Origin of the sequence: Rhodococcus sp. NPDC058532 (genome assembly GCF_042719255.1) — a bacterium.
Taxonomy (GTDB): Bacteria; Actinomycetota; Actinomycetes; order Mycobacteriales; family Mycobacteriaceae; genus Rhodococcus_G.
In genome coordinates, this window is sequence record NZ_JBHXNU010000001.1 from 410635 (window position 1) to 424827 (window position 14193).

The following is a 14193-nucleotide window of genomic DNA, read 5'->3' on the forward strand; positions in this document are numbered from 1 at the left end:
GTGTCCTGGGGGGGGGGGGGGGGGGGGGGGCGGGGGGGGGGGGGGGGGGGGGGTGTTTTGGGGGGGGGGGGGGGGGGGGGGTTGGGGGGGGGGGGGGGGGGGGGGGGGGGGGGAACCCCCCGACGGCGGTCGCCGCGGTCACCGGTAGCCCCGCCGCCGCGGCATCGGACCCGGTGTACGTGCCCGCGGACAACGCGACCTGCCCCGGCGAGGGCCGCGATGCGGGCCGGTAGGCGCGAATCCGATCCGTGGCTCGTCGGGTCGGCGCTCGTCCTCGTCGTTCTCGGCCTACTCAACCTGCTGTCGATGGGGATGACCTCCGCTGCGGTGCGGCACGCGGTGCTCGCCGTGCTCGGGCTCGGTGCAATGTGGGTGACCTCGCGGATGCGGGTGGAACGGATCCATCGACTCGGCTGGCTGCTGTACGCCGCCACCGTCGTCCTGCTGTTGGCGGTCCCGCTCGTCGGGGTCGCGACCAAGGGCGCGCAGCGGTGGCTGAACCTGGGCGTGTTCACGCTGCAGCCGTCCGAACTGGCGAAGGCGGCGCTGGTGCTGGTGCCCGCCGCGATCCTGGCCGGGGGCTACACCCTCGGCAGGTTCGCCGGGGTGCTCCTCGCGGCGGCGGTGCCGATCGGCCTTGTCGCGCTGCAACCGGACCTGTCGACCGCCATCGTGCTCGTCGCGATCGTCCTGTTGATGCTGATCCTCGCCAGGGTGCCGCTGCTGCCGATGGCCCCGCTGTTCGCGCTCGGGGTCGCGTCGCTGCCCCTTGCCGTGCTGTTTCTGCGTCCCTACCAGCTCGAGCGGATCCACGTGTTCCTGTCGGACAGCGCCGACCCGCAGGGGTCCGGGTGGGCGGCGTGGCAGGCGGACATCGCGATCGGCAGTGGTGGACTGTGGGGCCTGTGGCGGCAGCCGCAGTACACCCTGCGCTCGGAGTTTCTTCCCGAGGCGGAGCACGACCTGGCCTTCGCGAGCCTCGTGTACGGCTGGGGGCTGGTGGCGGGCCTGGTGGTCGCGGTCGCGTCGTCGGTCATCGTCTGGCGCGCCACGGTCGCGGCGCGGGCGGCGCGGACGCGGGAGGGTGCGCTCGTCGCGGCCGGGGTCGGCGGGTTGTTCGGCGTGCACGCCGTCGTCTCGATCGCGCAGAGCCTGTCGCTGCTGCCCCACACCGGCATGCCCATTCCCCTGTTCAGCTACGGCGGCACCGCCGCGATTGTTGGTTTCGTGGAGATCGGCTTGGTGCTCGCGGTCCGCCGCGACGGTGTCGCACGGCCGCTGTGGGCCACCGAACCGCGACGGCGCAGGCTGCCCCGCGGCGTCTCGGCGGGGGCGGTTGCGGTGACGGTGTCACTGGTCGCGATGACGGGGATCGCGTGGAACATGCAGACCGACCGGGGCGCGGAGTTCCGTGCGGTGAGTGACGGACAGCTGATGCGGTGCATCCGGCTGCCCGCCGAGCGCGGCCGGATCCTTGACCGGGCCGGTGTCCCGTTGGCCGAGAACGTCCCCGAGTACACCGTCTCGGTCGTCGCCCGCATGTTCGCCGACAACCGGGCCGACATTCGGGACGAGCTCGCCGCCCTGCTCGCGATCACGCCGGATCGGCTCGCGGCGACGCTGCACGACGCCGGCACCGAGGTGGAGGCGGTGCTGGCGCGAGTCGGGCCGGACCAGGCCGCCGCGATCGTGAACGCCGACCTGCCGTGGGTGCTGGTTTACCCGACCGGCCGCAGGCATTACCCGCAGGGGGCGACGCTGGCGACCGTGCTCGGCTATGTCGGCGTTGCGGACGCCGCCGACATGCAGACCTGGCCGCAGCTCGCGCTCGGGTCCCGGGTCGGGAAGGCCGGTGTCGAGCGGCGATACGATGCGGCGCTCCGCGGCATCGACGGCAGCCAGTGTGTGTATGTCGACCCGTCCGGTAACCCGGTGGCCACCGCGGACCGGGTCGACCCGGTCCGCGGGCACGACCTGCGCCTGCACCTGGACGCCGGGCTGCAGCGGGTCGCGACGGATGCGCTGACCGCAGCGGTGCAGTCCAGCGGGGGCGACCTCGGTGCCGCGATCGTGATGGATGCGCGTACCGGCGCGGTGCTGACGATGGCCAGCGTGCCCGGCTACGACAACAACGTCTACGGTCCCCCGGTGGACGCGGCCGCGTTGGCGGCCAGTACCGGGGCCCCCGGCCCGGGGCGCATGCTCAACCACGTCTTCCAGTCGGCGGCGCCGCCGGGGTCGACGTTCAAGATCGTCGTCGCGTCCGCGAACGCCAAGTACGGCGTGGTGCCGCCGGACCAGAAGCTGGCGGGTGGTGCGTCGTACACGTACGGCGGGCACACCTTCGCCAACTGGCAGCCGATGGGCGCGAACAGTCTGGTCGGCGCGATCCAGTGGTCGGACAACGTGTACTTCTATCAGCTGGGTGAACGTCTCGGTCCGGAGCGGATGGCCGCGGCCGCCGACGAGTTGGGGGTGGGCAGGCCGTCGGGGATCGACCTCCCCGGCGAGATCGACGGGTTCCTCGGCACCCCGGAATCGGTCGCGGCCATCGGCGGGACCTGGTACCCGGGGTCGACGCTGCTGATGGGGATCGGGCAGGGCACCGTCACGGCGACCCCGGTGCAGGTGGCGCGCTGGACCTCGGGGATCGCCACCGGCTCGACCGTGACGCCGCAGCTGGCCGCGTCGTACGGCCCCGGCGAGGGATGGGTCGTTCCGACCGCGCCGCCGCACCCGCTGTCGTTCGCGGATCGGCTCGGGCCGGTGCGGGCGGGGATGCGGGCCTCCGCCGCGGCAGGCACGGCGGGGCAGTTGGCGAGCCTGCCGGTGACGGCGGGCGCGAAGACCGGGACCGCCGAGGACCCGTCGGCGCCCGGTGAGGGCCTCAACGCCTGGTTCTCCGCGGTCGTCCCCTTCGAGACACCGGAGGTGGTGGTGACGGTGCTGGTGCGTGGCGGCGGATTCGGTTCGGCGACAGCGGGTCCGGTGGTCAAGCGCCTTCTCGAGGAGTATCTCGCGCAGACCAGGGGCGCGGCGCCGGGCCGCTGACGACGCGGCGCCGGTTGCCGTTCACGAGCTGTATGCGGCGACCACTTCGGGATGGTCGAGGCAGGCGGTGGCGCCCTCGGCGACGCAGGTGAGCGGGTTCTCGGCCACCTTGACCCCGACCCCGAAATGCTCCTCGAGCAGCTGCGGCAGGCCACGCAGCATCGCCCCGCCGCCGGTCGCCAGCAGCCCCTCGGCCATCACATCGCCGACCGCCTGGGCGGGAAGATCCTCCAGGCAGGTGGCCAGGGTCTGCACGATCTCGGTGATCGCGGGCCGCAACACGTCCGCGATCTCCTCGCCGTCGAGGGTGACCAGCCGTGCGTGGCCCGTCACCGGGTCGATGCCCTCGACGACGAGCGAGTCGCCGTCGTCGGGGCCGCCAATCTTCGCGTGCTCGGCGGTGAGGTCGCCGACGACGATCTTGTGCTCGGTCCGCAGGTACTGCCGCAGCACGTCGGTCAGGTGGTCGCCTGCGAGTCGGCAGCTGCGGTTCGTCAGGATGCCGCCGAAGCAGAATGCGGTGACTTCCGAAGTGCCGCCACCGATATCGACGACGAGGTGGGCGCGCGGCTCCATCGGGTTGACGCCGCATCCGAGCGCCCCGGCGATCGGTTCCGGCACCAGCCCCACCTTCCGCAGCCCCGCCTCGTGGCCGACCTCCAGCAGCGCCCGGCGTTCGAGCGGGGTCGCGCCTGCGGGCACCGCCATCACGGCGTTGGCCCGGGGGCTGAACCTCCGGTGCGGGGCGGCCTGGTCGAGGACCGCGGCGACGAAGGTTCGCGCCGACTCGAGGTCCACGATCACCCCGTCGTGCACCGGGCGGACGGAGGAGACACCGACCGGCGTGCGGCCGAGCAGGTTCCGTGCGTCCGCGCCGATCGCCAGGGCATGGCGGGCATCCTTCGTCTTCACCAGCATGAAGGACGGCTCATTCAGGACGACACCGCTGTCGGGTGTGCCGACAACGGTGTTCGCGGTTCCGAGATCGATCCCTAGTCCGCGCACGTCGACCTCCGAGGGGGAGTGGAGTGAGACGCATCACATCGTACGCATCCGGTCGGGGTTCGGTCGACCGGGCGGCGCCCCGATCGGTCGCCTCGGGGTCATCTCAGGTCCCGCCGCCGGAATGCGATTACCCCCGCGACGGTCAGGGCGATGTCGATCAGCAGCAACCAGGCGGCCGGTGCCGCCGGGAAGGCGGTCCCCGGCACCTGCTGCGCATGGGTGAACGGCTGCAGGTCCAGCACCCACTGCGGGACACCGGAGACCGAGCCGAGCAGGAACAGCGCGACGAACCCGACCAGCACCCCCCACGCGGCGGGCGTGTAACGCGGCAGCAACCCGAACAGCGCGATCGTCGCCGCGGCGAGCATCCAGACCGCGGGTAGCTGGGCGACCGCCGCCGCAAGCACGCCGGGCAGTCGCCCCCCGACGTCGCCCGCGGCCGCGCCGTAGGCGAGGCCGGCCACCAGCCCCGCCGCGAGCATCGCGACCGCGGGTCCGGTGACCGCGAGGGCGAGATGGCTGGCGATCCAGCGGCCGCGGCCGACCGACCCGGCGAGAACGGCCTCGGCGCGACCAGAGCCCTCCTCGCCGTGCAGGCGCAGCGTCGACGAGACCGCGAGGGCGGCGGCACCGACCGCGAGCATCGTGAAGGCGATCGCGATGAACGAGCCCTCCAGGGCGTCGGTTCCGCCGAGCCGGGTGACGATCTCACGCACGCCGTCGTTGTCGCCGATCTCGTCACCGATTCCGTGCGCCACGCTGCCGATCAGCAACGCGTACAGGCAGATTCCGAGTGTCCACGCGGTGAGGCTGCCGCGCTGCAGCCGCCAGGCGAGGCCGAACGGTCCGGCCAGCGTCGGTGCGGCCGCCCGCCGGCCGGGGCGCTCCGCGATCAGTCCCGCGCCGACGTCGCGGCGCCGCAGCAGGGCATATGCCGCCGCGGTGAGCAGGGCCGCCGCCGTCAGGTGCAGCAGCAGCACCCACCACCGGTCGCCCGCGTACGGGCGCACCAGCAGCGACCATCCCAGCGGCGAGAACCACGACAGTGCTGCCGCGCCCGCGTCACCGACCGCGCGCAGGGCGAACGCGGCGCCGAGCACGCCGAACGCGATCCCGCGTGCCGTGCGGGCGCTGGCGCTGAGTTGGGCGGCCACGGCGGCCACCGCGGTGAACACGACGCCCGACGCCGCGAGCGCGGCACCGAACGCCAGCGACCCGGACCGCGGAACGTCGGCGCCGAACAGTCCCGCCGCGCCGATCGCGCCGGTCAGGACGGAGGCGCCGAACCCGACGATCAGCGCAGCCGTGAGCCCCGCGTACCGGCCGACCATCGTGGAGTCGAGGAGTTCGGTGCGACCCGTCTCCTCCTCGCCCCGGGTGTGCCGGATGACGGTGAGGATCACCGCGATCGCGATCAGCGCGTGAAAGACCCCGGCCTTCCAGATGCCGACGGCCCCGACCCCGTCGTCGAGGAGGGTGCCGTACATCGCGCGCTGCGCTGGGCTGCCCATGACCGAGGCCACGAACTCGGCGCGCTGCGCCTGGTCGGGGTAGATGCTCGCGATGGATCCGACATAGACCGTTGACAGGGGGAGCGAGAGCAGCAGCACCCACAGGGGCAGCACGATCCGGTCCCGCCGCAGGTACAGCCGGAGCAGCCCGACCGTTCCGGTGAGGTCCGTCGACGCGCGGGCGGCGCCTGCCTCGCGTCGCCGACCGGTCAGCGTTGCGGTGGTCATGCCCGCACCTTCTCCTGCTGCGGTCCGTCCGCCTCGTAGTGGCGGAGGAAGAGGTCCTCGAGGGTCGGGGGAGTGCTGACCAGGCTGCGCACCCCGGTGTCGCCGAGCAGTCGGACCAGGTCGCCGAGATGGTCGTTGTCGACCTGACAGTGCAGCACCCGATCGTCGATCGAGACATCCGCGAGACCGGCGATGCGACCCAGATCGCCGGGGTCGCCGAGGAGTTCGGCGCGGATCGTGGTCCGGCTCAGGTGCCGCATGCCGGCCACCGAACCGCACTCGACGGTGCGGCCTGCCCGGATGATGGTGACCTTCTCGCACAGGGCCTCGACCTCGGACAGGATGTGGCTCGACAGCAGGACGGTGACACCGCGGGCGGCCGCCTCGGCGACGCACTCGCGGAACACCTGCTCCATCAACGGGTCCAGGCCCGAGGTCGGCTCGTCGAGCAGCAGCAGTCGGGCGTTCGACGACAGCGCCGACACCAGTGACACCTTCTGCCGGTTGCCCTTCGAGTAGGTGCGGGCCTTCTTCCGCGGGTCGAGGTCGAAGCGGTCGATCAACTCGGTTCGCCGCGCCGCGTCGATGCCGCCGCGCATGCGGGCGAGCAGGTCGATGGTCTCGCCCCCGGACAGGGACGGCCACAGCGTCACGTCGCCGGGGACGTAGGCGATGTCACGGTGCAGGTCCACCGCGTCCGCGAGGGGGTCTCGTCCGAGGACCCGGGCCCGCCCGGACGTCGCACGCAGCAGGCCGAGCAGGATCCGGATAGTGGTGGACTTCCCGGCACCGTTCGGTCCGAGGAACCCGTGCACCTCGCCCTCCCCGACGCTGAGGTCGAGTCCGTCGAGCGCGTTGGTTCGTCCGAAGCTTTTGTGCAGGTTGGTGACGTCGATGATCTCGGTCATGGGTGCTCCTGGTCTGGGTGCGCAGGGTCTGGGTGTTCCGGGGTTGGGCTTCCCGGGTCGGTGCGCTGGCCAGCGACGGCGTCAAGAAAGGTGGAGTCGGTCAACAGGCCCTCGGTGTAGATCTCGAGGGCGGGGAACATGACCACGTCGGTGAGTTCGCGGATCGCGCGCGGCCAGTCGGCGGGCCCACCCTCCTCGGTCCGGATCTGCAGGAACAGGAGGGTGCTGCCCAGCGATTGCAGGGCGAGATAGGTGGCGCGGGCCGCCGGGTCGCGGCTCGGTCGAATGGTGCCTGCGGCAACGCCGTCCGCGAGGTACTGCTCGACATCGGCGACCAGGTGGGCGAACAGCGATCGTGCCATCGCCCCGCCGGTCTGCCAGCTGCGGACGAGGTAGGCGATCAGCGGCGCATACTCCTCGACGTCCGCCAGTTGATGGAGCAGGGTCGCGGCACTGGGGCGGGTCAGCGATTCGGTCTTGGCGGCCCGGATGGTGGCGAGGACCTGCTCGTCACAGGCCTCCCGCAGTCCGTCCTTTGAGCCGAAGTGGTGAATGACCAGTCCGGGGGAGACGCCTGCCGCGGCGGCGATGGTGCGCACCCCGGTCCGGAAGCCGTGCTCGCCGAACACCACGATCGCGGCATCCCGGATCCGGGCCCGGGTGGTCAGGTCAGGGGCGTTGGCGGGGTCGGGCGAGCTGGCGCCGGTGGGGGTTGAACGCATGTTCACTACGTTAAACGCGCGTTCAACCGGGTGGCAATGGGTGGGCGCGTCAAGACTCCGTCAAAAGCGTGCGCCGCGGGCGAGCCGGGATCAGGCGCGGGACGCGCAGAGCAGTCCGTCGCCCACCGGCAGCAGGACCTTCGTCAGCCGGTCGTCCTCCGCGATGGCCCGGGCCGCGGCCCGGACGGCGAGGGTCGGCGCATCCCGCGCTGCCGGGTCGGCGACGCGGCCGCCGAGCAGTGCGTTGTGGAACACGATCACCCCGCCCGGCCGCAGCAGCCGCACCCCCTGCTCGACGTAGTGCGGGTGGTCGGCGGGTTCGGTGTCGACGAACACCAGGTCGTAGGAGCTGTCCGCGAGCCGCGGAAGGACGTCCAGCCCCCAGCCGTTGATCAGCCGGGTGCGCCCCGGGGCGATGGTCGCGGCCCGGAAGGCCTCCTTCGCCGCCCGCTGATGTTCGGGCTCGGGATCGATCGTGGTGAGCACGCCGTCCGGTCGCATGCCGTCGAGCAGCCACAGTCCGCTGATCCCCGCGCCGGTGCCGATCTCGACGACGGTCCGGGCGCCGAGCATCTGAGCGAACAGGCTGAGCAGCGCGCCGACGGACGGCGGCACCGGGTCGGCCCCGAGGTCCTCGGCCCGCTCACGTGCGAAAACAAGGACATCGTCTTCCATGACGGAGTCCTCGGTGTGGGCCAGCATCTGGTCGCCGTTGGTGTGCACGCCCACGAGGCTATCGTTGTCGCGTCCCGGGCGTGTCGAGGCGCGCATGCCTGCCCGGGTCGGTCCGCTTCGCGGTGCCGACATTCTCAGGCGCCGCTCAGGTTGCTCACACGTCGCACACACGCGGATCCGCGACAGTGAGCTGGTCAGAGATCAGCAGACGATCCAACGGTCGTCCGACTGCACGGAATCGGACCGCCGGGAACAATCCGGACACCCCGGAAGTTGTTCCCTGTGACACCGCGCGGACCCGCGCACCGCTTCCAGCTGTCCCGAGCAGGAGGTTCCATCATCTCGATGGTCAACACCCCGTCCGATCACGACACCGAGGTCGCAGGCCAGGGCGTCGCCGCCAGCGGCACGGCGGCATTCGACGCCAGCGGCGACCAGTCAACGATGCCGTCCTGGGACGAACTTGTTCGCGAGCACGGCGACCGCGTCTATCGGCTGGCCTACCGGCTGTCCGGCAACGCGCAGGACGCCGAGGACCTCACCCAGGACACCTTCATCCGGGTGTTCCGTTCGCTGTCGAGCTACCAGGCGGGCACGTTCGAGGGCTGGCTGCACCGGATCACCACCAACCTGTTCCTGGACCTGGTGCGGCGCCGCAATCGGATCCGGATGGAGGCCCTGCCGGAGGACTACGAGCGGGTGCCGTCGTCGACCCCGAATCCCGAGCAGATCTATCACGATGCCCGGCTGGACCCCGACCTGCAGGCCGCGTTGGACTCCCTCGCGCCCGAGTTCCGCGCCGCGGTCGTACTGTGTGATGTCGAGGGCCTGTCCTACGAGGAGATCGGTGCCACACTGGGCGTCAAGCTCGGGACCGTGCGCAGCCGAATCCACCGTGGGCGGCAGGCGCTGCGCGACCACCTGTCCGCGGCGCAGGCCGCGCGGGACCTTGAGATCGGGAAGCTGACAGTCGCGTGAGCGTGCAGGAGGAGCGGATGACGCAGGGCCACCCTCGCTCTGGAGGACCCGGACCTCGCCGGTTCGGTTCGACGGAACATCTCGCCAGCGAGGCGGTGGCCGCGTTCGTCGACGGGGAGCTGCAGATGAACGCGTATCTGCGGGCGGCGGACCACGTCTCGCAGTGCCTGGAGTGCGCGGCAGCGGTGGACGCGCAGCAGCATGCCCGGATCGCATTGCGGCAGTCCGGGGAGATCAGCATGCCGAGTTCGCTGCTCGGTGCGCTCAGCCAGATCCCGACCTGTCAGCCCGCCGACGAGCCGGGCCAGGAGCATCCGTTGGGTCGACGGCGCACGCTGTTCTCGTCGAGGACCGCCTCCTACTCGCTGACCACGTGGCGTCGTCGTCGCTGACCGTCGCGCGGGAGCCGTCGGTGATACTGGTGCCGTGACTGACGCCAACGAGGGGGCCGGGTCCCCGCCGCGCCTGACCCCGCGACCGCTGTACCGGCCGGATGTCGACCCGGCGGCGGCCGCAGCGTTCGCCCGGCCCGACGGCGTCGACGACTCGGGCGACCCGGCCGGGACCGCGGCCCGGCCCGCGCTGGCCGTGCGCCCGCCGGACCCGGTGCTCGCCGAGGCCTTCGGGCGGCCGGAGGGCGAAACACAGACCATCCAGCGCGGACCCGACCGCCCCTCGGACGGGTCGACCGACACCGCCGTCCCGGCCGACCCGTGGCGGGACCCCGATGCGGCGGCGCGGCTCGGCGGCGCGGCCGTCGACACGCCGCAGGCGGCGGCGCTGCCACCGGGGGACCGGCTCGGGATCCGTGACGTCCTGCTCGGGGACCGGGTCGCGCCCCGCGCGCTCGCGGCGCTCGCCGGGGTCGCCCTGGCGATCGGGCTCGTCGGCGGCGTGGTCGGCCGGATGACCGCGGAGAGCGTCGGCGCGCTGACCAGTCAGAAGGTCGAGCTGACCCAGGACGGCCGCGGCGACCGGGAGGTCGGTCAGGCCGCGCAGGTCGCGGAGGCCGTGCTGCCGTCGGTGGTGTCGATCCAGGTGGCGCTCGGCGAACAGTCCGGCACCGGGTCCGGTGTCGTGATCGACGGCGCCGGGTACATCGTGACGAACAATCACGTGATCTCGATGGCCGCGACCGACCCCGACAACGCGACGCTGCGCGTGGTGTTCTCCGACGGCACCCGCGCCCCGGCCCGGATCGTCGGCCGCGACACGAAGACCGACCTCGCGGTGCTCAAGGTGGACGTCGGCAACCTGACCGTCGCGAGGCTGGGGAAGTCCGACGACGTGCAGGTCGGGGACGAGGTCGTGGCGGTGGGGTCGCCGCTCGGGTTGAGCAGGACCGTCACCAGCGGGATCGTCAGCGCGCTGCACCGGCCGGTGCGCCTCGGCGGTGAGGGCACCGACACCGACGCCGTGATCGACGCCGTCCAGACCGACGCGGCGATCAACCCGGGCAATTCGGGGGGGCCGCTCGTCGACGACGAGGGCCGGGTCATCGGCATCAACTCGGCGATCCGCAGCGAGAGCGGCGGGTCGGTGGGGCTCGGGTTCGCGATCGGGGTCGACGACGTGACCCGCGTCGCGCAGGAGCTGATCCGGACCGGGTCGATGCGGCACGCCGAGATCGGTGTCAACGCCCGGTCGGTCACCAACGAGCAGACGACCGGCGCGCAGGTCGCGAACGTGCAGGCGGGCAGCCCCGCGGAGGCGGCGGGGATCGTCGAGGGGGACGTGATCGTCAAGGTCGGGGACCGGGATGTCGGGAACGCCGACGAACTGGTGGTCGCCGTGCACGACACCGAACCGGGGCAGCAGGTGCCGGTGAAGCTGATCCGGTCCGGCCGCGAGGTCGAGGTCCAGGTCGTGCCGGTGTCCGACTGATGCCGGTCCGGCCGGAGTCCGCCGCGTGATGTTCCGATGAATTTCGCACCGCACGCCCCGCGACGCGAGGTCGGCACGTAGTCTGGTCGGGTGTTTGGCAACATCGGCTGGGGCGAGTTCATGATCCTGCTCGTCGCGGCGCTCGTGATCCTGGGACCCGAGCGCCTACCCAGTGCCGTCTCCTGGGTCGCGAAGAGCCTGCGGCAGGTCAAGGACTACGCGGGCGGCGCTACGCAGCAACTCAAGGATGACCTCGGGCCCGAGTTCGAGGATCTGCGCAAACCGCTGGCCGACCTGAACAGTCTGCGGGGGATGACCCCGCGCGCCGCGATCACCAAGCACCTCCTCGACGGCGACGACTCGATCCTCACCGGCAACTTCGACGAGAAGCGGCCGTCCGGGCCAGCGGCAGGCACCGCACCGAGATCGGCGCCGCTCGCCGACGGCGAGAAGCCGCCCATCGACGTCGACGCCACCTGACGGCTGCCCCACCATGTGATCGAGCCCCGCCCCGGAATCACCGGGGCGGGGCTCGATCCGTTGGTACGCGGTGGTGCGGGGCTACGAACCGAATAGGTTCTCGATCAGCCCGGGCTCGCCGACCCAGCCGCTGCCGGTGCCGAGCGAACCGAAGATGGGACGGATCGGGTTCGGGGCGACGAGGTCGCTGTGGGTGACCGTGTAGACGACCGCGTCGTCCACCGTGCACACGTGGCGCACCTGGTAGACGCCGTCGGCGACGCCGCCCCACGAGTAGCCCTGCCAGCCGTCCTCACCCGGCGAGGCGGGGGCGACGTCCTCGACCACGGTTCCGGTGGCCTGATCGATCAGCGTCGCCCCACACAGCGTGCCGACCGGGACGCCGTCCACCGAGGCGGTGACATCGCTTTCGGTGACGTCCGCGGTGGACACGATCGACGCGGCGGAGGCCGCCGTCGCGGAGAGCAGGAGCAGCGGCGCCGTCGCCGCTGCCGCGATCGCCGAGCGGAGGAGCATTGTCGTCATACCCGATTCCCGTCGTCGGATGCCGCGGTCGCCGCGGCATCGTGGGTGGTTCGGCTGCGAAGGTAACAACGCCGTGCCCACCCCGACGGTGAATCGGGCGAAATGTCGGGTGCCGCGGGCTACAGGTGGCGGGTGGTGTCGATGCCGAGGGACATGCCGGCGAGGCCGCGGGCCCGCACCGACAGCTTGTCGGCGATCTCCCGCAGCGCGACACCGGCGGGGGAGTCGGGGGCGCCGAGGACGATCGGGACGCCCGCGTCGCCGCCCTCACGGACCGCCTGCTCGAGCGGAATCTGGCCAAGGAGGGGGACCTTCGCGCCGACGGCTCGGGTCAGCCGGTCGGCAACGACCTGCCCGCCGCCGGAGCCGAACACGTCCATGCGGGTGCCGTCCGGCAGTTCCATCCACGACATGTTCTCCACGACGCCGACGATCCGCTGCCGGGTCTGCAGTGCGATCGACCCGGCCCGCTCGGCGACCTCGGCCGCCGCCTGCTGCGGCGTGGTCACAACGAGGATCTCCGCGCCGGGGATCAGCTGGGCAACGGAGATCGCGACGTCCCCGGTGCCGGGCGGCAGGTCGAGCAGCAGCACGTCGAGGTCGCCCCAGAACACGTCGGCCAGGAACTGCTGCAGCGCGCGGTGCAGCATCGGCCCGCGCCACACCACCGGGGTGTTCCCCTGGGTGAACTGGGCGATGGAGATCATCCGCACGTCGTGCGCGATCGGCGGCATGATCATCCGCTCGACCTGGGTCGGCTTGGCGTCGGTGCCGAGCATGCGCGGAATGGAGTGCCCGTAGATGTCGGCGTCGAGGACACCGACCGATAGGCCCTTCGCCGCCATCGCCGCAGCGAGGTTCACCGTGACGGACGACTTGCCGACCCCGCCCTTGCCGGAGGCGACCGCGTAGACCCGGGTCAGGGACCCCGGCTGGGCAAACGGGATCACCGGCTCGGCGGAGTCGCCGCGCAGCGACTTGCGCAGTTCGGTGCGCTGCTCGTCGCTCATCACATCCAGTTCGACGCGGATCGCGCCGATTCCGGGGACGTCGGCGACGGCCTTGGTGACCCGGTCGGTGATCTCGGTCCGCATCGGGCAGCCCGCGGTGGTCAGGAGGACCACGATGTCGACGCCGCCGTCGTCGGTGAGGGTGACGCTGTCGACCATCCCCAGATCGGTGATGGGTTTGCGGATCTCCGGATCGAGCACCTTGGAGAGGGCGCCGCGAACGTCGGACTCGGTCACTGCTGACATGCGACCCATGGTAGGACGCGCGTCCTTAGTGGATGCGCGGCAGGTCGGCGGCGCTCGGGTTGATGCCCGTCGAGTAGGCCAGCGACCAGGCCGTGACGTTCGCGACGTAGGCCATCGAGTTGTTGTAGCGCAGGATCGCCTTGGTTGCGGACCCGAGGTCGCGCATGTTCGTGCCGTCACACAGGTAGTTGGCGGTGGAGGCGGCGGCGTCGTAGAGGTTCTGCGGGTCGGCGATGCCGTCCCCGTTGCCGTCGATGCCGTACTGCGCCCAGGTGGTGGGGATGAACTGGGTGGGGCCGACCGCGCGGTCGTACACGGCGTCGCCGTCGAGGGCGCCGCCGTCGGTGTCCATGATCACGGCCTGGCCGGGGAGGCTGCCGTCGAGCGGCAGCCCGATGATCGGTTCGACGAGATTCCCCCGGTCGTCGGCCCTGCCGCCGTTGGCGTGGCTGGATTCGACGCGCCCGACGCCTGCGATCTGCATCCAGTTGATCCCGCAGCCGGGATTGCGTTCGGCGAGGGTCCGCTCGGCCGACCGGTAGGCGTCGAAGTTGATGGCCGGGATGCCGAGCGGGCCGTCGGGCAGCGGCGCGGGTGCGGCCACCGGTTCGGGTGCGGGTGCGGGTGCCGCCGCGAACGCCGGGGTGGCGTCGACCGGTTCCGGGGCGGTCACCACCGCGGGATCGGTGGTCGCGTCGGCCGGGGTCGGGTCGCCGGTGATGGGGGAGGCGTCGGCGGCGGTCAGCAGGGGGATCGAGGCGGGGGTCCCGGTCGCAGTTGCCGCGGTGACCAGCCCGGTCGGGACGAGGCCCGTCAGGGCGATGAGCGAGTTCCGTTTCGCCTTCGATTCGGACGGCTTGCTGTGGCGACCCACCTGGTACCTCCTGCGGCCCCCGGCGGGGCGTTGTCAGTGCTGTGAACCGCAGTCGACGCTACCCGATTCGAGATGTCTTCGTTATCTCTCCGTGAT

At 71.9% G+C, this 14193-nt stretch carries 13 protein-coding genes; 5 read left to right on the plus strand and 8 right to left on the minus strand.

The annotated features are described in order from the left end of the window. The first annotated feature begins 219 nt into the window (after positions 1–219). Complete coding sequence (locus ACFWQG_RS01830) at positions 220–3051, plus strand: FtsW/RodA/SpoVE family cell cycle protein (RefSeq protein ID WP_378505849.1); 2832 nt, start codon at positions 220–222, stop codon at positions 3049–3051. Positions 3052–3072: 21 nt separating this feature from the next. On the opposite strand, the gene ACFWQG_RS01835 is transcribed toward ACFWQG_RS01830, so the two are convergent. The 5 genes from ACFWQG_RS01835 to ACFWQG_RS01855 all read right to left on the minus strand — a co-directional run bounded on the left by ACFWQG_RS01835 (position 3073) and on the right by ACFWQG_RS01855 (position 8127). Then, entirely contained in the window at positions 3073–4056 is a 984-nt protein-coding gene (locus tag ACFWQG_RS01835; RefSeq protein WP_378505850.1) for a rod shape-determining protein, read from the minus strand. 98 nt (positions 4057–4154) lie between these two features. After that, complete coding sequence (locus ACFWQG_RS01840; RefSeq protein WP_378505851.1) at positions 4155–5795, minus strand: ABC transporter permease; 1641 nt, start codon at positions 5793–5795, stop codon at positions 4155–4157. Beyond that, entirely contained in the window at positions 5792–6703 is a 912-nt protein-coding gene (locus ACFWQG_RS01845; RefSeq protein ID WP_378505852.1) for an ATP-binding cassette domain-containing protein, read from the minus strand. The genes ACFWQG_RS01840 and ACFWQG_RS01845 overlap by 4 nt, the downstream gene beginning before the upstream one ends. After that, the gene (locus tag ACFWQG_RS01850) at positions 6700–7425 is read right to left on the minus strand and encodes a TetR family transcriptional regulator (protein ID WP_378505853.1); all 726 of its coding nucleotides are present in this window, start codon (positions 7423–7425) and stop codon (positions 6700–6702) included. The genes ACFWQG_RS01845 and ACFWQG_RS01850 overlap by 4 nt, the downstream gene beginning before the upstream one ends. Before the next feature lie 90 nt (positions 7426–7515). Next, positions 7516–8127, minus strand: a complete 612-nt coding sequence (locus ACFWQG_RS01855) for an O-methyltransferase (RefSeq protein WP_378506047.1) — start codon at positions 8125–8127, stop codon at positions 7516–7518. 318 nt (positions 8128–8445) lie between these two features. On the opposite strand from ACFWQG_RS01855, the gene sigE reads away from it, so the two are divergent. From sigE to tatB, 4 genes are all read left to right on the plus strand, one after another. Next, positions 8446–9078: an RNA polymerase sigma factor SigE gene (gene sigE, locus ACFWQG_RS01860; protein ID WP_378505854.1), complete on the plus strand. Its 633-nt coding sequence runs from the start codon at positions 8446–8448 to the stop codon at positions 9076–9078. A gap of 17 nt (positions 9079–9095) precedes the next feature. Then, on the plus strand, positions 9096–9470 hold the full coding sequence (locus tag ACFWQG_RS01865) for an RNA polymerase subunit sigma-70 (RefSeq protein ID WP_378506048.1): 375 nt from the start codon (positions 9096–9098) through the stop codon (positions 9468–9470). A 34-nt stretch (positions 9471–9504) separates the two neighbouring features. After that, a complete protein-coding gene (locus ACFWQG_RS01870) occupies positions 9505–10962 on the plus strand; it encodes a S1C family serine protease (protein WP_378505855.1) in 1458 nt (485 codons plus the stop codon). Between the two features lie 90 nt (positions 10963–11052). After that, positions 11053–11442, plus strand: coding sequence for a Sec-independent protein translocase protein TatB (gene tatB / locus ACFWQG_RS01875; protein ID WP_378505856.1), 390 nt, complete (start codon positions 11053–11055; stop codon positions 11440–11442). 81 nt (positions 11443–11523) lie between these two features. Here the strand turns inward: tatB and ACFWQG_RS01880 are convergent, their stop codons facing one another. The 3 genes from ACFWQG_RS01880 to ACFWQG_RS01890 all read right to left on the minus strand — a co-directional run bounded on the left by ACFWQG_RS01880 (position 11524) and on the right by ACFWQG_RS01890 (position 14097). Continuing rightward, positions 11524–11967: a hypothetical protein gene (locus ACFWQG_RS01880; protein WP_378505857.1), complete on the minus strand. Its 444-nt coding sequence runs from the start codon at positions 11965–11967 to the stop codon at positions 11524–11526. 119 nt (positions 11968–12086) lie between these two features. Next, entirely contained in the window at positions 12087–13223 is a 1137-nt protein-coding gene (locus ACFWQG_RS01885) for an Mrp/NBP35 family ATP-binding protein (protein ID WP_378505858.1), read from the minus strand. A 25-nt stretch (positions 13224–13248) separates the two neighbouring features. Continuing rightward, entirely contained in the window at positions 13249–14097 is an 849-nt protein-coding gene (locus ACFWQG_RS01890; protein ID WP_378505859.1) for a lytic transglycosylase domain-containing protein, read from the minus strand. Between the last annotated feature and the right edge of the window lie 96 nt (positions 14098–14193).